Raw genomic sequence first — 18,032 nt, 5'->3', positions numbered from 1 at the left:
CATGAGTATTAATAAAACCCATCTGTGGTTGTTGTTGGCGTTTGCTCTTTTACTCCGTCTTATTTCACTTGCCGCTTACCCTTTGATGGACACCACAGAAGCCCGCTACGGCGAAATGGCACGCTTAATGGTGGAAACCGGCAATTGGCTTACCCCACAGTTTGATTACGGCGTGCCTTTTTGGGGGAAACCACCCCTGTTCACTTGGATGAGTGCTTATGGCATTGAGCTGTTTGGATTGAATGAATTTGCAGTGCGCGCACCTCATTGGTTGGCGGGGGTTGCGACAATTGTTTTTGTTGCTTTCATGGCGCATCGCGCAGGCTTTAATGCTGTCATCGCAGCGTTGGTATTGGCGACGTGTGGCATCTTTTCAATCGCGGCGGGCGCGGTGATGACAGACATGGCACTGACGTTGGCAATGACCATGGCGATGGTCGGTTTTTACTATTGCTGGCTTGGCAAAGACAAACACAGCCGATTGTGGGGTTACCTCGGTTTCTTTGGCTTGGCTTGTGGGCTGTTAGCAAAAGGTCCAGTGGCGATCGTGATCATGGGCATCGCAGTATTTCCTTGGCTCGTGATTCAGCATGGTTTCTTTGGTGCCTTCAAAGCCTTGTGGCAGCGTTTTCCAATTGTGTCGGGGTTGGCGCTCATGCTGGCGATTGCTCTACCGTGGTACATCATGGCTGAAATGGCGACGCCTGGATTTATTGATTACTTCATTGTTGGCGAGCACTTTAAGCGTTTTGTTGTCAGCGGTTGGGAAGGGGACCTGTATGGCTCTGCTCATGATCAACCACGTGGGATGATCTGGGTATTCTGGCTGCAATCGGCTGCGCCTTGGTCAATTGTATTGCCTATCTTGGCGTGGAAACGTCGTAAGGTGCTCAAAGCCATTGAAACTGATCATCAAGGTTTATTTAGCTTCCTGATGTGTTGGCTGATTTCCCCAATGATCTTGTTCACCATGGCTGGGAATATTTTGCCTGCTTACGTGCTACCGGGTGTGCCTGCATTGGGTATCTTGATTGCGATGCTGGTGGATAAACACGATTTCAAATGGCTGACCGGAACGGCAGCGGTGTTGCCAGCGCTGCTTATGATTGCGATGTTGGTTTTGAATATGGGCAAAGCAGATAGCCGCAGCGACCGCATCATCTTCGCGCAAATTAATGACAACGCTCCAGTCTTCTACATTGGTAAGCGCCCGTTCTCAGGCCAGTTCTATAGTCATGGTCAGGCGAAAAAGCTTGAAGATAAGAATGACTTAAACAATCTGAAGAAATTCCACCTGATTGGTAAATCGCAGCAAGTGGATAGCATGATTCATGAAAATGCGTTGAGTTGTACCAACGAGTTCACAGCAAAATCGAAACGCTCACTCTACACCTGTGTGGTTGGGTAACGGAATGTGCAAATTACCAAGATTTGCTTCTTTAGAAAGGTTTGCTTCGTTAACAAGGTTTGCTCTGGTAGGTGGTGTCGGCTTTATGGTCGACACTCTTATCTTTTCTGTGTTGTTCCATTGGTTTGGTCTGGAGTTGATGCTGGCTCGTGGGATAGCATTTTTGTTTGCAGCAACCACGACTTGGCTTGGCAATCGCTGGCTGACTTTCTCTCAAGCAGAAAAAACCAACCCTTTCGCTCAATGGCAAAAATTTATGGCGAGTGCCTGTATCAGTGCTTTGCCGAACTTTATTGTGTTCAAAGGCGTAACGCTCGCGCTAGGAACGCAAGGGGTGATGGTCTATTTGGCTTTGATCTTAGGCATATTGGCAGGCATGGTGAGTAACTATTTACTCAGTGCAAAATGGGTGTTTAGTTGAGGATAGAAAGGTTCGGGCTTACTATCCTATCCTCGAGTTAAAAATTCGTTATTTGAACCAATTTTTCTTTTTGTACATCAGAGTAAACCTAAAGCTTTTCATGGGGGGATGTAAAAAGGTAAACAAGCCAAGGTTTATACCTTGGCTGCCGTTAGTTCAGATTTTGATTGTTCGATTTCAGACTCGGTTTGCCACTTGCCGTTATATAGGTACTCTCGCTCTGGGAGCGGGGCATTTGACGCCCTTAAATCAAATACCTCATCGGTTTGATATTCTTTATAACAAACTGGCGTACCAAACAGTCTAGCCTCTGGCTTAGCTTCAAATAGCTTTTTGTGGTCGGCGACTTCTGTACAGTCAAGCTTATATTCCGTGGCTAGCTGATTGACCATAGACTCTAAGTCAGACACGGTTTTGAAAAATACGTAATAGTGGAATCGGTTGTGTAAGCGTGAAATCTTAGTATGTTCTATATTAATATATTCGCATGTGTCATGCTTAAAAAAGAACTTAATTACTTTTCTTTTCTTATTGTAATCAGCAAAGAGCCAGTCTTCACGTTCTCCGACCCTCACTTCTGTTGGTTCATCAGGCTGACGTTTAAGCATTTTAAAGGAGACTAATATAAAAGCTCCAGCTCCTGCTAACGCCATCGGGCCAACGACCGCTACCATCACCACACAAACCACTGCACCTATCCAGCCAACGGCTTGCGTGGCGGTATTCACCCACTTAGGCATGTTGCGACGTTTCTTCATCACAAAGCCTTTGTCAGAAAAAATATAGTCATAGCGATAGTCGAGGCCAATCGTAAGGTAAAAGGCTCCAGACACCATCACCGACAAAATAAAAGAAAAAATAGTTACGCCAACCGTGTCACTCGTGTGTATAAACAAAGTTAGTAGGAATGGGGCGATCACAAATGGAAGCGCAAAAAGTTTAAAGTAATAGCGAAATGGTTCCTCTACATCATACTTATGCCATGTTCTGACATTATCGCCTGCGAGTATTTCTTGCTCTTGCGCCTCTTGATAAACTGCCAACTCTTCTGGGGTGATGTAAAATGGTGAATATGCCAAGGGTTACTCCTTAAAACCTAATGTGCCAACAACGGTGGTGAGTGATTTTTTAATGATATTTTGTTTGGTATTGTCTGAAATCACGCGATAAGTTGCACTCTGTTTTACGCTATTTTGGAACCAATACTCACGCTTGGCTGGAGCATCATCTTCCACATCATATGATACTTGCATTGCAAAGTATTGGTCTGCTTCTTTAATTGGCAATGTTACCTTGTACACCAGTGATTCTTTGCTCGCTTGGTCTTGAGTTTGTAGCGTAACTAAATCTGCGTTGTGATGCCACGAGCCGGACGTCAAATCATCTTCTGTTGCCTTGGTGTTGGTAGTCACTGTAATACCATTCGTTGCAGCACGCCGTGGCAGTTGAATATGCACTTCCAAGCCAACTAACTCACGATGTGTATAGCCTGGATAAGCCTGTACTTTTTCAATAGGTTGATGGTATACCGTAGGCTGTTGAATAATAGATTGTAAGTCAAACAGTGCTTGCTGCACCAATGATGAATTATGCTTTTCTCTCTCGGGTAAGTTCGAAGATTGGCTCCACTGAGTGCGAGACGGGTGATAACCCCAAGGCAGTTTATCTAACCATTTTTGGTAATCATCTTGTTTCAGTTTATTCAACTTATAATTGATAGCTAGGTATGTGACTGTAAGAATAACTAAAGCTGCCGTTACTGGGCCTCCAAAAAGCAAGTTAGTCGAAAAAGTACCAGTAGAGGCTCCTAAGAACTGAAACGCACCAATCGCACCAGTTAAACCAAGTGTTACGGTATTTGCTAAATATAATTTGCTCTCGAGACCATAAACGTCATCGATCCTCTGCCAAGAACGGTAAGCCTCAATACCTGAAGCTAACGCACCTAAAGCCCCTGTAATCGCGAGCCATTTATTGAATACCTTTAAGTCATCTAAGATCAAGTTTTCAAAACCACGGGCATTATTATTTACTAACTCTTTTAATGCTTTATATGAATGTGACCTTAACCGAGGATCACCCTTCACACTATCCCATAATTTACCCGTACGAATTCCCGTCCAAGCGTTGGCTGTATAAAAAAGCTTTTGCTGGATATCCAAGAACTCATCTGAGGATGTTAACCCTGTGTCTTGGATACTGCTCATGGCATCACCAAGCGCGATGCAGTTAAATACTAATGCCAGAAAGCCTAGACCACCGGCATTCTCGAACAGTTTATTCAAATCATTGAGCTTATTCATCACGATCCGCGTTCTAAGCTCGATGGTTCTTTGAGGTAGATCATCAGGTAACTCAATGTACTGCGGGTACTCCAATGTAGCTACAGCGAGAGCCTTCTTAATAGTCTTTTTATTTTTTAAAGCTGTTGTGTATTTAGAGTCAGCTTTGCGGTTATTTTTCTGGAAGTCAGCAATGATTGCATCGTTTTTTTCGAGCTTAATCAGATAATCACTTACGCGTGTTTTCCATTTTTTAAAATCGTGAGCGTAACCTTCTTTTATTGTTACGGGCATATTGTGTGCCATATGTTCTGCAATAACGGCAAATAAATAATAGCTATGACGGTTCAGAGGTTTAGCGAAAACAGGCATCAGCGAAATTGATACTTGTGAGGTCATGCTAACACCAAACTCTACAACGCCTTTTGCAAGCGCACCTATTGCAGATTTAAAAATAATATCCAGCTCTTGGAAACCTTTGGCGATATCTTTGAGAAAGGCTGTTTCCGCAGTGTTTGGGTTGGAAACAAAGTCCATGATCTTAGAGTACATATTCACGCGGTTGCTGGTATCAGATATCTGGTCCATCAACTGATTATCAGGATCAGGATTTCCTGAGACGATCGACTGTTCATCAAGCGCCTCTGTAATATTCTTCTCCATCACTTTAAATAAACTACGACTAAACCCAGAGGCATAGAGAGCAAGTAAACTGGTTGGTTTCTCCCATTGGCTTTCAGCCCATTGGCGGTCTTCTTCTTGTATCACCAAAGTAAATGACTCAACCGCTTGCTTGTGTAGTTGATACAAGCTGTACTGCGTGTCTTCGCTGTATAGGTCGAAGGTTCTTTCGAGATGATGCGGCGTTAAGGACTCCATTACTGCGATAAAGTCGCGTTTGACCGAAACCACTTGGGCTAGCATGGTTTCTTTTTGTTCTGACAGCTCTTGCATCTCGCTCAGCATTTGCTTCCAGTTGAGCTGCTGACGCCAGTGTTCAGTCGCTATCCATTGTTCGTATTTACCAAAACGGCTCGCAGAAATTCGATATTTGTCCTGTATCGCTTTAGCAATGTCACTTTGGGTATGTTGGTGTGATTCAATCGCTCCAGCGGAAAATTTAGCAGGATAGCCGGACTGAACTGAGCTTTTGTTCTGCTCTGCCAAATCAAGTTGGTGAGAGGAGTCATAATAGTCAGCCATTTCGGTATAAAACGACAGCTCTTCGCCGTTACGCTTAACGCTAGCTGGCATGTCTATCTCGTCACTTGCACCAAACATACACAGTTGCATGGCGGTCTGCATCAAGTTCCACTGGTTTGAAAACTGGTCAGTGAAAAGGCGGTAAGGGCTTGCGGCACCAACAAAATGCAGTGACATATCTTGAATGTCTGCGGCGTAATCTTTTATCGCGACGAAGTAGCCTGATTCTTCTTCTGGAATCGCAGAGGTTAAATCGCTTTCGACTGCGACAGGTTTAAAGACAGAACCATCTTCATCTGCTTTGGTGGCGATGCCAGAATCCGCAAAGCGACCATCATCGACGGCAGAAGATTCAATATCAGCGACTTGGGTTAACTTATCTATTGGTGCAATGTTGTGCTGATTCTCGTTTGAGGACAGAACAATGGTTTGCATGCGATCGATATGATTACTCGGATTGTTAAGTACGCGCATGAACGTGTGCCATGTCCAGCGGTGCTCAGAGAAGCAAATCGATAGTACGCTTCCGTTGACGTAAGTAAGGAAGGCCTTTGCATCTTGTGGTGTCCCACGCTGCTCTGATTTTGGGCTTTCTGATTCTCCCAACTTATAGAGCGTGAATTGCGTTCCTTTGATTTTGTATTCGTCTAAGCTTTTGTTGATTGCATCATAGACATACAGCCAACCGTCGCGCAGTTGACGCAGGGTGTAACCAACGGTATTGAGTTTGGCTGGGCCTTGGCCTTTCCATTCTTCAGGCAAACCAAAAGGTTGTGTCTCTTCTGTTTCTAGCTGATCGATGGCATAGCGGACTGGGATAAAGTGCGCAGGTGATGCTTCCGTTGCTTCCTTCTCAGTTTTTAAATTGAGAGGCTCTGGTTCAGACGGCGGTGGCGGATCGATTTTTTTTGTTTCTCCCTCCCAAAACATACTGCGCTCTGGGGGGGAGCCAGCAAGATCATCGGATTCCGTGGTTGGAACGATATTCAGCGATTTCAGTGTACCATCGCTTTCAAATGCCTGAACGGCCTCCTCATAGGTATAGCTGTTGTCATACCAGAACATAGAAGTTTTTGGGGGAAGTGGATTATTCATCGTTAGCCCATGTTTAAGAGTTTTATTCTATTACGCAAATATCGCACCAAAATAAAGCAATTAAAAATCAATGAGTTAGATTTTTATGGTTTTGCTTCAATCAAATAATTGTTTGTTTTTCCAATAAGTTGGTTGGTGTTTACCATTTTTTGTATTGATTGAATCAAAGTTTGAGTTGTGAGTGATGCCTCAATGAGCCGACAAAACAAAAGGGCTCCAGAGTTAACTCTGGAGCCCTTTCTAGTATTTAAGCTCTAAATAATTAGCGACGCTTTGGTTTACGTTGACCAGCTGGTTTGCCTTGTCCTTGCGGGCGACCTTGGCCTTGCGGCTTGCTACCTGCCGGGCGGTTTGCACCGTTGCCGCTAGGACGTTGGCCGTTGCTTGCAGGGCGTTGACCACCTGTAGCTTTGCCAGAACCGTTACGGTTACCAGATGGCTTACCATCTTTTGAACCGCTTTCAGAGCGTTTGTTCAAATGACCACCGAAGCCTGGTTGATTTTTGGTATGTTTGGTTGCAAAGCGGTTTGCCCCGTGACGACCAGATTTACGACGTTGCGCAGGTGTTTGTGCTTCAATGTCTTCTGCAGGAACGAGACAGCCTTGTTTGTCACCAATCAAATGTTTTTTACCCATACTGACTAGGGCTTCACGGATCATTGGCCAGTTTGCTGGATCGTGGTAACGCAACAGCGCTTTATGTAGGCGACGTTGACGTTCACCTTTTGCTACAGGTACATCTTCACGTTTTTTGTACTTCACGCGTTTCAGAGGGTTTGTCTCTGAGTAGTACATCGACGTTGCGTTACACATTGGCGAAGGGTAGAAGTTTTGTACTTGGTCACATTCGAAGTTGTTCTTTTTCAGCCACAGAGCAAGGTTCAGCATGTCTTCGTCTTCTGTGCCTGGGTGCGCAGAGATAAAATAAGGGATTAAGTACTGCTTCTTGCCTGCTTCTGCACTGTATTTCTCGAACATCTCTTTAAAGCGATCGTACGTACCCATGCCTGGCTTCATCATTAGATCAAGAGGACCTTTCTCTGTATGTTCCGGTGCAATCTTCAAGTAACCGCCTACGTGGTGAGTCACGAGCTCTTTCACGTATTCTGGTGATTCAATCGCAAGGTCGTAACGTACGCCAGATGCAACCATCACTTTCTTCACGCCTTCAACTTTACGCGCTTCGCGGTATAAATCGATCGTGTGTTTGTGGTCTGTGTTTAGCTTGTTACAGATGCCCGGGAATACACAAGAAGGACGACGACAGTTCGCTTCCGCTTTTGGATCTTTACAGCCCAGGCGGTACATGTTTGCAGTCGGGCCACCAAGATCGGAAATTGTGCCGGTAAAGCCCGGAACTTTGTCGCGAATTTCTTCAATCTCGTTGATGATAGACTCTTTCGAACGGTTTTGAATGATTCGACCTTCATGCTCGGTAATCGAACAGAAAGAACAGCCACCAAAGCAACCACGCATGATGTTCACAGACGTCTTGATCATGTCGTACGCAGGAATTTTTGCTTTGCCGTACATAGGATGAGGAACACGCGCGTAAGGCAGGCCAAACACAAAGTCCATCTCTTCGGTCGTCAATGGAATTGGAGCTTGGTTTACCCAAAGTTCACGATCACCATGGCTTTGAAGTAACGCTCGACCAGAGTACGGGTTCGTTTCTAAATGCAGTACACGGCTTGCATGCGCATAAAGAATGCGATCGTTTCTTAGCTTTTCAAACGAAGGTAAACGGACCGCAGTCGTCGCAGCATCGTGGCGTGATGGGCGAATTGTGATTGGTTGTGCAACTGGCTCGTCTTTTTTAGTTTCACACTGAGTTTCTACTTCGTATGGGTTCTTTGGTACGAACGCTTCTTTACGAGGTTTTTCAATGCGAGAAGAATCAATAACCGTGTAGCCTTCTGGCGCCGCTGGCAAGTTCACGGCAGTACCACGAATATTGGTCATGGTGCTGATGTCTTCGCCGTTTGCGATGCGATGTGCTACTTCGACAAGTGCGCGCTCTGCGTTACCAAAAAGTAGGATGTCTGCTTTTGCATCAAACAGTACAGAACGGCGAACTTTATCTGACCAGTAATCGTAGTGTGCCACACGGCGTAGGCTAGCTTCGATACCACCTAAAACAATAGGTACTTCTTTGTATGCCTCACGACAACGTTGAGAGTAAACCAACGTTGCTCGGTCTGGGCGTTTACCACCTTCGTTATTCGGTGTGTACGCGTCATCGTGACGAAGCTTTTTATCCGCGGTGTAACGGTTGATCATGGAGTCCATGTTACCCGCAGTGATCCCGAAGAACAGATTTGGCTTACCAAGTTGCATGAACGCATCTTTATTTTGCCATTCTGGTTGAGCAATGATACCGACACGGAAACCTTGTGCTTCTAGCAGGCGGCCAATGATAGCCATACCAAAGCTTGGGTGATCCACATAAGCGTCACCGGTTACAATGATAATGTCACAGCTATCCCATCCTAGGGCATCCATTTCTTTGCGACTGGTCGGCAAGAAAGGTGCCGTACCAAAACACTCTGCCCAGTATTTTTTGTACTCATGAATAGGAGTGATGTTATTGGTCATATTTTGCTCTCTGTTCCAGGGAGCGCGAATTATAGCGATTTGATTATCAGGTATCTATAACAAACTCATCTATTCAAGCTTAGTTCATCGAGTTTTATTTGGTTTGTAAAAATATCAATGCTCTATCGGCGATTTTCTGTCTAATTTCACCTTGAAAGCCTCATGGTTATAGATCGGTTCATGAAAAATGTCGCAATCTTAATACAAAGCATAAGCAATGGTGTGCTTATATGGGGTAAAGCCTATAATCAAATTGGTGCATATTAAATGCAAAAGGCTGAGCTGCTCTGGAAATAGTTCTAAGTCGATAGGCTTATCGTTGACACAATCCATCTATAAAGAGGATCGGCAGGTCCCAATTGGAATGTCGCGAATTGACTGTGAATTTTGAGCCTTGGGCTAATTACAAAAAAAGGGGCTAGGGTATGAGTGAATCTACGACAACAGTGCATCCAAAAATGCAAACGACTTCCAGTCTAACTCCTGTTATAGAGTGGTCTTACGATATTGATACTCGCGAGTTCGAATGTGATCAGCAAGGAATGGCAAAGGCATTTGGGATAAGTACGCCAGTAACTAGCCTAAATAACTTGTTTGATCATATGCTGATGGGGCAACAAGAAACGCTAAAACAACGAATTCTAGAAGTGGAACTCTTTGGCGGACGGGGGCGGCTTTCTTGTTGCATGATGCTAAAAAACGTTAACTTAGTGCACGTTACTATTAGTTTTGAAAGGCTCAATAAGCGCATTATCCAAGGCACTATCATTCCACAATTAACAATCACTGGTTGCGAGGAGTTAGCGACAATCCTCGAAACGATTTTTGATTTGCCGAATGTAGGAGTTTTAGTTGCCGATGAAGATACGCGCATCTTAGGTTGTAACCGTGCCTTTGAGTTACAAATGGGTTATCAAAACCGAGATCTGGTTGGGCTTAAAACTCATATTTTCAGTACCTCTCACCATAGCCAAGCGTTTTATGATCAGCTGTGGCAGCAAATTAATGATGAAGGATGTTGGTGTGGTAACTTGCTGAGCAAAACAGCAAACGGTAGCAACCAAGCTCATCATCTTTGTATTTACCGACTTACGTTTCACTCTGGACGAATTCTTTATCTCGGATTTTCTACGGATATTTCTGCTTCGTTGTTGTGGATGAAAAATCGTTGTGAACAACAGCATGATTGGGCTGCCTTTTTACCGACGAGGAAAGAATTTGAACTCCAATTAGCTACCTTAGCGAATGAAAGCAGAAATAAAGAACTCAACATTGTTATGACACTAAGACCCAAGTTTTCGGAGAGATACTTGCTTGAACAGCAATTAGGTTTTGCAGATTTTATTATGCGAAGTCGCTACACCAGTATTGCGGGGCAGTTATCTCGGGATGTGTTTGTCGTATGCTTGCAGACCCCTCATTGTCAATGGTTGAGCCCGGTTCGTTTGATCCAAATTGCCATGAAAGGGTTCTTTAATGAGCTTAGAAATGAAATGGGCACAAAAATGCATGCCACTATCGTTAAAGGCCAAACTGGTGTGTCAATCCTTGGCTATGATACGAACCGACCAAGACAAGCGCTAGCACATGCAGCGCAAGCAATGTTGTCCTCTATTTCCGGTGAAGGTAGCTATTTCAACTTTTACGACAGTGAACTTCACTCTGAATTAGTGAAGCGCCAACATCTCGAGGCGTTTTTGGAGGCGCAAATAGAGAGTGGGCTAGTGGACGTTTACTTTCAACCGATTATCGACGTTCAAACCGGAAGCGTGGTTAAGTTCGAGGCTCTCGCACGCTTCTATGATGAAAATGATGCGTATTGCACGCAAAAGATGATCGCTATTATTGAAGATCTAGAACTCATAGCGGCACTTGATGATGTGGTCTGCCAAGCTGCGTTGAAGCACTTTCCGCGCTTACAAGAAATTTATGGCGAGGAAGTGGGCGTGACCATCAATCGCTCCCTCAATACGAAATTGGATTCTCTTCAGATCCTTCAGCGGTCGCATGATTTGATTAAAGCCAGTGGTGTAGACCCTAAGCGAGTAACTATCGAGCTAACAGAAACCGCGTATTTTGAACAAGATGAGGAGCATACTCGAGCTCTAGAGGAAGTGCGGAAAGAGGGCATTGAGATCGCGATTGATGACTTCGGTACTGGGTATTCTTCTTTTTCTTATCTAGAAAAAGGGCAGTTTGATTTACTGAAAATAGACCGAAAATTCATCAAGAACATTCATAAAGGGAGCACCAGCTATAACATTGTGAAAATGGTCACCGAGCTTGCACAGCAAATGAATGTAAAAGTGGTTGCTGAAGGCGTGGAATCTAAGCAAGAACTTCAAGTATTGGCAGAAATCGGTGTCGATTACATGCAGGGCTTTCTATTTTCTGCTGCCGTGCCTGTCGATTTGATGGATAAAGCGGACAGTTATGAGCATCTGTTCTCTGACATCGCGATTGAGTCTAAGCAAAGTGATGTGTTGCAATCTTTGAGCCATGAACAAGTCAGGTCTATGGACCCTGGAGAACCGCTCTCCTTGGCAGTGGAGTACATGAATTTGAATCCAAGCTTGCCTTTAGTTGTTCTCAATGAAAATCGTTGTGTTGGGTTAATTACGAAAGAGACGGTGAATTTACACCTAACGCCCTCGATGGGCACAGAGCGAGAAACTGAACGAGAAAGCCGAATTTGGAAACGTCCTGTTAATCAGATAATGAGCACCGAATTTGTGTTGGTTGATGAGGATTTACCTGTCTCTGTTATTCGAGAGTTGGTTAAAACCGGCATTCGTTTCCCTTGGGTATTGTGTAATACCAAAGAAGAGTACCGTGGAGTTTTAACGCAGGAAGACGCGTTGAAGTATCTTGCTTCTCTGTGAATAAAATTGTCTTACCGTTTTAGCTCATTTGGGGGCCGACTTTCGGTGGTTTGGCGATAGTTGATTTGATATTATCGCCCCCCAAAATGACTTTTTAGCGTGCATTCAACATGATTCAACAATTGCTGGTTACTTTCCCTCCGATGCTATTTGGCGCACAAGCGCTACTGACTTTGCTTCTAATCAAGGGCGATATTTGTCCTGGTCAGCGAGGACGTCTTCATAAAATGTTGCCTGCAGTAGCTGTATTGTGGCTCGCTGTTGCGTCACTTCGCATTGAAGCATTTATGATCGTGTTTGCTATTTTCTACTTCTATTCTCAGGTTCAAACCAAGAAAACGCGTGAAAAAGGGCCACTATGGGCGATGCATTTAGCGAATGGTTTGGCCTTTGCGTATGTGAGTATTCAAGTATTTGAGCAATCAAGCTGGCCAGCATCGATAGCGATGGCGCTAATGATATTTTTCCTTGGGGCGTCATTTTCTCAATTGCTGCTTACGATAGCTCGCAGCAGATTACAGGCATTTCACCGTATTTTACCAGTTACGGGCATTGTGTCTGGAATGCTATTAGTCATCGCAACGTTGTTTGCTTCTTACCAGTTAAATGAAGCTGCACTGAACGCTGCAACACAGCCAATCTTGCTGTCTTTAGCTATGCTAATTTCTTCAATTATTGTGTGGTGTTGGCATATTTTTACGCATAAGAAACCAGAAAAGGTGCAACTGAGCGTTGCCTTGTTTCTAGCACTCGCGTCGATGACGAGCCTGCAAGGTTTATTCTCTCTCGCGGCTTAACCTCTATTCTAAAGACAAAGCTAGACAGCTTATATCCAAGTGCTTTCTTGGTGCTTGGGTATAAGGTGATCACGTTTTAGATCGCACTCACTTTAAATTCGCGTGATTACTACTACGCTTGTTTATATACCTTGTCGAAGAGGAGAGTCGCGATGGATTTAAGCAATGTAGGTAATCTGGACAGCACTATTTTGCTAGGTATCGTCAACGAAAAGCTACGTTTAGAGTGCGACAGTTTTGACGAGTTAGTATCAGTGTATGAGATGGATGTAGAGTCTGTAGTCGGCAAGCTTGATATGCTCGGTTATCAGTACGATCCATTGACTAACCAATTTAAAGCATATCAACGCTAAGCCTTTCATAATCCAAATCTTTTAAGCCACCTTGATTCCGTCAAGGTGGCTTTTACATTGTAGCCTCGCGGTTGCGAAAAAAGCTTGTAAGTAACGCTTCTCTTTCTCTGAGTGACGCGTTGCTGCAAACAAGCGACGCCATAAGCCTTGGCCGAAAGGTTTACTGGTAATAAGACCTTGGCGAGAAAATTCAGAAATCGCCCAATTGGGTAGTGCGGCCACCCCCAATCCAGCAGAGACCATCTGAACTAACATGAGAGTGTTGTCGGCTTGCTTCCATTTCGCAGGTTCTATTCCTGCTGGCTGAAGAAAGTGTTTTACGACGTCTAGCCTTTGTTTTTGAACCGGATAAGAGAGCATGGTTTGATCTGCGAGATCTTGCGGATCAATAATGTCTTTTTCCGCCAATGGGTGGTTGGTTGCGGTAATTAAACGCATTTCAAAGTCGAATAGAGGCTCGTAGTGGACTTCAGATCGAGGTTGGATATCGGAAGTAATAACGAGATCGAGTTCGCCTGCCAATAGAGCTGGGAGTGGTTCAAAGCCAAAACCAGAGGAAAAGTCCAATGTTACGCTAGGCCAAGCAAGTTGGTACTCCCTAAGTGCAGGCATTAGCCATTGGAAGCAAGAGTGACATTCAATGGCCATATGTAATCGGCCATTGACGTCCTCTTTCAAGCTCGCTAAATCATTTTCTGCTCTTGCGAGTTTCGGAAGGATATCTTCTGCAAGACGCAATAGGATTTCTCCCTCTGAAGTGAACTTCACCGGACGAGTCTTTCTCAGGAACAGTTGCCCTCCAATTCGCGCCTCCAAATCTTTGATCTGATGAGACAGTGCCGACTGAGTGAGATGTAAAGCGGTCGCTGTTGCCGTTAGAGAGCCAGTGTCTCGAAGCGAAGTGAGTGTCCGCAAATGTTTTAGCTCTATCATGAATTCCTTTCATCCTTTGTTGCTCGCTATGAACAGAATAGCAATCGTGTAAATAACTTAACGACAAAAAATGGATATGTAAACGTCTAGACGTCTATTTGTTGTGTTTATTTGCGAATCATGTCGCCTCATGATGAATTTTTTTAATAAACAAGTTGAATAAATGGACGTTGTTCAAACCGCAGATGAGAGCGATAGTTTAGCCATCCAGACATCTTTCATGACGAAAGATACTCTGACCCAAACAAATTAAACAAGATTGAAAAAGGAATAGGGACATGGCTACAACAACGCACGTACTAGGTTATCCACGCATCGGTGAAAAACGAGAATTAAAATTCGTTCAGGAAAAATACTGGCGCGGAGAAATTGATCAAGCAGAGCTTAAAAAGGTTGGAGCAGATCTGCGCGCTAAAAACTGGCAAACGCAAACAGATGCTGGCTTGAGTTTTACCACCGCTGGCGATTTTGCTTGGTACGATCATGTACTGACGACCACGTTGTTACTGGGTCACGTGCCAAAACGTCACGCAGACGGTTTCCCTGATTTGGATACGCTATTCAAAGTGGGTCGCGGTCAATCTCAAGCGGGTTGCGGCTGTGCGGGCGCTGCAGCATCGGATATGACTAAATGGTTCAACACAAACTACCACTACATCGTACCTGAATTTAGCAAGGACGATACATTTGAAGTGAGTTGGCCTCAACTGTTTGAAGAAGTCAACGAAGCAACCCAAGCTGGGCATAAAGTGAAGCCAGTTTTGCTTGGTCCAGTCAGTTATCTTTACTTAGGTAAAGAGGTAGAAGAAGGGTTCGATCGCCTGACGCTACTGCCACGATTGCTTACGGCTTACCAAGCTATTTTGGCAAAGCTCGCAAGTCAAGGTGTTGAGTGGGTTCAGATTGATGAGCCAATTTTGTCACTGGAGCTAGAAAGCAAATGGGCTGATGCGTTCAAGCTAGCGTACCAAGTGATTCGAAGCGATGTAAAAGTGCTGCTAACGACGTACTTTGACTCTATAAGCGATACGCTAGACAAAATTGTAAAGCTACCAGTGGATGGTTTACATATCGATTTATCTGCCGCGCCTCAGCAGCTTGACGACGTGGTTGCCAAACTACCGGAGGGGTGGGTGCTGTCTGCTGGCGTGGTCAACGGTCGTAACGTGTGGCGCTCGGATTTGAGTGCGCAACTTGAACGTCTACAGCCAGTAAAAGAAAAACTGGGCGACAACCTTTGGGTTGCGAGCTCATGCTCTTTGCTACATAGCCCGGTTGATCTGGAACAGGAAACAGAACTCAGTGAGGAAGTGAAAAGCTGGTTTGCGTTCGCAAAACAAAAAGTAACAGAAGTCGCCTTGCTTGGCCGCGCACTCGATGGTGATCAAGATGCGATTCTCGCTTGTGATACCTACAGCCAGCCAATCAAAGCACGTAAAACGGCAACGCATGTGAATAAGCCACAAGTTCAAGCACGTTTAAACAGTATTACTGCGTCACTTGCCGAGCGCAGCGCACCTTACGCGGAGCGTGCTGCGCATCAAGCTGAAGTATTGGGCTTGCCTTTGTTGCCAACAACGACAATCGGCTCTTTTCCTCAAACGGATGAAATCCGGGTGCAGCGCAGCGCTTATCGTACAGGTCAATTATCTGAGTCTGAATATATCCAAGCACTTAAAGGACATATTGCTGACGCAGTAAAACGTCAAGAGGCGCTCGACCTAGATGTGCTAGTTCATGGTGAAGCAGAGCGTAACGACATGGTGGAATACTTCGCTGAGAACTTGGCGGGTTTTCAAACGACCAAATTTGGTTGGGTACAGAGTTATGGTTCTCGCTGTGTGAAACCTGCCATTGTAGTTGCTGACATTGAACGTGAAAAACCGATCACAGTTGAATGGTCGACGTACGCACAATCGCTAACCAGCAAACAGATGAAAGGCATGTTGACTGGACCAGTAACGATTTTATGTTGGACGTTCCCACGTGAAGACATCACACGTCAAGAAATTGCGCAGCAACTTGCTTTGGCACTACGTGATGAGGTGTCTGACCTGCAAGATGCAGGCATCAATATCATTCAAATTGATGAGCCAGCCATTCGAGAAGGTTTACCACTCAAAAAACGCGATCACAAAGCGTACTTAGAATGGGCCGTAAATGCGTTTAAGGTCTCTGCGGCAAGTGCAAAACCAGAAACTCAGATTCACACTCATATGTGTTACAGCGAGTTCAATGAAATCATTGATTCGGTTGCGGCACTCGATGCGGACGTCATTACCATTGAAACATCTCGCTCAAATATGGAGCTGCTGAAAGCATTTGAAGAGTTCAATTACCCGAACGAAATTGGCCCTGGTGTTTATGACATTCACTCACCAAACATTCCTACGGAAGAATGGATTGAAGGTTTAATCAAGAAAGCGGCAGAAAAAATTCCGGCTCAACATTTGTGGGTAAACCCAGATTGTGGTCTGAAAACACGAAACTGGAAGGAGACAGAAGCCGCATTGGCAAATCTGGTTTCAGCGGCGAAGAAGCTCCGTGCTGAGCTGGCGTAACACATCGTTGCAGCAAATAAAAACGGAGACTGTGGTCTCCGTTTTTCTATTCTTAATTGTTAACTTTCGTTTTCAGATTATCCAATAATAGCGAATCATCGTCTCATGCCGAAAGCAACAAAAATTACTGTAGCTACTTCACCTGAGTACAAGTCTGTGCGGAAACCAACTCATCTGCCATCAACTGACCGCGAGAATTACGTACCTTAATACGATACATCAAGCCCATATCAATTTGCTTGCGAACTTCTGGGTTGCTGCAGTAGGTATAGATACTGGTATTCAGTACTTGATTTAACGGCTTTGCACCGAGTGCGCCATCGTTATAAATCATCATCATCTCTACAACATTTTTGTTGGATGAGACACGCATTATTTGCAGTGGACCGTACTCTAAAGGGAGACCCGCAGACAAGACTCCTGCTCGGTTTGATGCCATAAGCTCAAGTTGGCGCTGATTATCATCGGTTGATGAACAGCCAGCCAGAGCACCAAATACCAAGAAAAGACACAGTAATTTTTTCATAAATTAAAACACTTTTTTGAACGGTTTCACGATTACATGATCGTAAACACCAGCCGCTACATAAGGATCGGCTTCTGCCCACGCTTTAGCATCCTCTAGAGAAGCGAATTCAGCGATGACAGTTGAGCCCGTAAATCCAGCTTCACCAGGATTGTCAGAATCTATCGCAGGCATCGGACCAGCTGTAAGAAGGCGGCCTTCGTCTTGTAGCTTTTGTAAGCGATCCAAGTGTTGTGGGCGAACGCTCATGCGTTTTTCCAACGAGTTCTCAACGTCCTGTGAAAAGATGACATACCACATAGCATAGTTCCTTAATTGGTAGGGTAAAGTGTTAATTTAACGCCTTTTTTGTGTCTCTCACAAGTGAACAACAGAAAATGTGAGATCCTTTCTAACTGTTAGCGTTGTAGGTTGACTAATTCTGAACCGGACGCGGTTTACCTTCACTGTCAATGGCTACGTAGTTGAAGGTCGCATCACAAACCATGAAGCGTTCGCCAACACCGTGAGCTTTGACGGGTTTGACCCATACTTCCAAATCGACACTCATGGATGTGCGGCCGATCTTAGTGCATTCGCCGTAGCAGCATACGACATCGCCCACACCAACAGGTTTTTTGAACGTAATGCTTGATACCGAAACGGTGACAACGCGACCACAAGAGATCTCTTTTGCCAGAATCGCGCCTGCTAAGTCGAGCTGTGACATTATCCAACCGCCAAAAATATCGCCATTGGCGTTTGTATCTGCAGGCATTGCAAGGGTACGAAGCAGCATTTGACCTTTCGGAGAGCTAATTTCTTGACTCATTGTGACATCCTAAATCTTAAAGGCGCTCAAACTAAGCGCCAACATAGTAAATACCTAGAACCAAAGGTCCTTAAAAAACCGCAGATACCGGACCAGAGAAAGTTGGTTTACAGCAGCAAGAATGGTCTGAAAACGGTACGTTGTTTGAGCGGTTTACTGATACA

At 44.7% G+C, this 18,032-nt stretch carries 13 protein-coding genes; 6 read left to right on the top strand and 7 right to left on the bottom strand.

The window, feature by feature from the left end; all coding sequences use genetic code 11:
- Position 1: 1 nt before the first annotated feature.
- Complete coding sequence (locus R7Q11_RS13860) at positions 2-1,408, top strand: ArnT family glycosyltransferase (protein ID WP_045412049.1); 1,407 nt, start codon at positions 2-4, stop codon at positions 1,406-1,408.
- A gap of 4 nt (positions 1,409-1,412) precedes the next feature.
- Positions 1,413-1,829, top strand: coding sequence for a GtrA family protein (locus R7Q11_RS13855; protein ID WP_213870278.1), 417 nt, complete (start codon positions 1,413-1,415; stop codon positions 1,827-1,829).
- Positions 1,830-1,963: 134 nt separating this feature from the next.
- On the opposite strand, the gene R7Q11_RS13850 is transcribed toward R7Q11_RS13855, so the two are convergent.
- The 3 genes from R7Q11_RS13850 to R7Q11_RS13840 all read right to left on the bottom strand — a co-directional run bounded on the left by R7Q11_RS13850 (position 1,964) and on the right by R7Q11_RS13840 (position 9,005).
- Positions 1,964-2,908, bottom strand: a complete 945-nt coding sequence (locus tag R7Q11_RS13850; RefSeq protein WP_213870276.1) for a hypothetical protein — start codon at positions 2,906-2,908, stop codon at positions 1,964-1,966.
- A gap of 3 nt (positions 2,909-2,911) precedes the next feature.
- Complete coding sequence (locus R7Q11_RS13845) at positions 2,912-6,409, bottom strand: T6SS effector BTH_I2691 family protein (protein WP_225466524.1); 3,498 nt, start codon at positions 6,407-6,409, stop codon at positions 2,912-2,914.
- A gap of 262 nt (positions 6,410-6,671) precedes the next feature.
- The gene (locus R7Q11_RS13840) at positions 6,672-9,005 is read right to left on the bottom strand and encodes a YgiQ family radical SAM protein (protein WP_025767256.1); all 2,334 of its coding nucleotides are present in this window, start codon (positions 9,003-9,005) and stop codon (positions 6,672-6,674) included.
- Between the two features lie 425 nt (positions 9,006-9,430).
- Here R7Q11_RS13840 and R7Q11_RS13835 point away from each other — a divergent pair, with 425 nt between their 5' ends.
- The 3 genes from R7Q11_RS13835 to R7Q11_RS13825 all read left to right on the top strand — a co-directional run bounded on the left by R7Q11_RS13835 (position 9,431) and on the right by R7Q11_RS13825 (position 13,037).
- The gene (locus R7Q11_RS13835) at positions 9,431-11,887 is read left to right on the top strand and encodes an EAL domain-containing protein (protein WP_225466523.1); all 2,457 of its coding nucleotides are present in this window, start codon (positions 9,431-9,433) and stop codon (positions 11,885-11,887) included.
- Between the two features lie 110 nt (positions 11,888-11,997).
- The gene (locus R7Q11_RS13830; protein WP_225466522.1) at positions 11,998-12,684 is read left to right on the top strand and encodes a hypothetical protein; all 687 of its coding nucleotides are present in this window, start codon (positions 11,998-12,000) and stop codon (positions 12,682-12,684) included.
- Between the two features lie 152 nt (positions 12,685-12,836).
- A complete protein-coding gene (locus R7Q11_RS13825) occupies positions 12,837-13,037 on the top strand; it encodes a DUF4250 domain-containing protein (protein ID WP_005376762.1) in 201 nt (66 codons plus the stop codon).
- A 21-nt stretch (positions 13,038-13,058) separates the two neighbouring features.
- Here the strand turns inward: R7Q11_RS13825 and metR are convergent, their stop codons facing one another.
- Positions 13,059-13,970: an HTH-type transcriptional regulator MetR gene (metR, locus tag R7Q11_RS13820; RefSeq protein WP_065274681.1), complete on the bottom strand. Its 912-nt coding sequence runs from the start codon at positions 13,968-13,970 to the stop codon at positions 13,059-13,061.
- A 278-nt stretch (positions 13,971-14,248) separates the two neighbouring features.
- Between metR and metE the strand changes: the two genes are divergently transcribed.
- Positions 14,249-16,531 carry a 5-methyltetrahydropteroyltriglutamate--homocysteine S-methyltransferase gene (gene metE, locus R7Q11_RS13815; RefSeq protein WP_225466521.1) on the top strand — a complete coding sequence of 761 codons (2,283 nt, stop codon included), beginning with the start codon at positions 14,249-14,251 and terminating at the stop codon, positions 16,529-16,531.
- A 133-nt stretch (positions 16,532-16,664) separates the two neighbouring features.
- Here the strand turns inward: metE and R7Q11_RS13810 are convergent, their stop codons facing one another.
- The 3 genes from R7Q11_RS13810 to yciA form a co-directional block, all read right to left on the bottom strand.
- Positions 16,665-17,057 carry a GspS/AspS pilotin family protein gene (locus R7Q11_RS13810; RefSeq protein ID WP_005386726.1) on the bottom strand — a complete coding sequence of 131 codons (393 nt, stop codon included), beginning with the start codon at positions 17,055-17,057 and terminating at the stop codon, positions 16,665-16,667.
- A 3-nt stretch (positions 17,058-17,060) separates the two neighbouring features.
- Positions 17,061-17,357, bottom strand: coding sequence for a YciI family protein (locus R7Q11_RS13805; protein ID WP_005386727.1), 297 nt, complete (start codon positions 17,355-17,357; stop codon positions 17,061-17,063).
- 115 nt (positions 17,358-17,472) lie between these two features.
- Complete coding sequence (gene yciA / locus R7Q11_RS13800; RefSeq protein WP_005376768.1) at positions 17,473-17,868, bottom strand: acyl-CoA thioester hydrolase YciA; 396 nt, start codon at positions 17,866-17,868, stop codon at positions 17,473-17,475.
- Between the last annotated feature and the right edge of the window lie 164 nt (positions 17,869-18,032).

The sequence above is a fragment of the Vibrio sp. 970 genome, from assembly GCF_033339075.1.
Note: the sequence above shows the minus strand (reverse complement) of the source record. Positions and strands in the feature narration are given on the sequence as shown.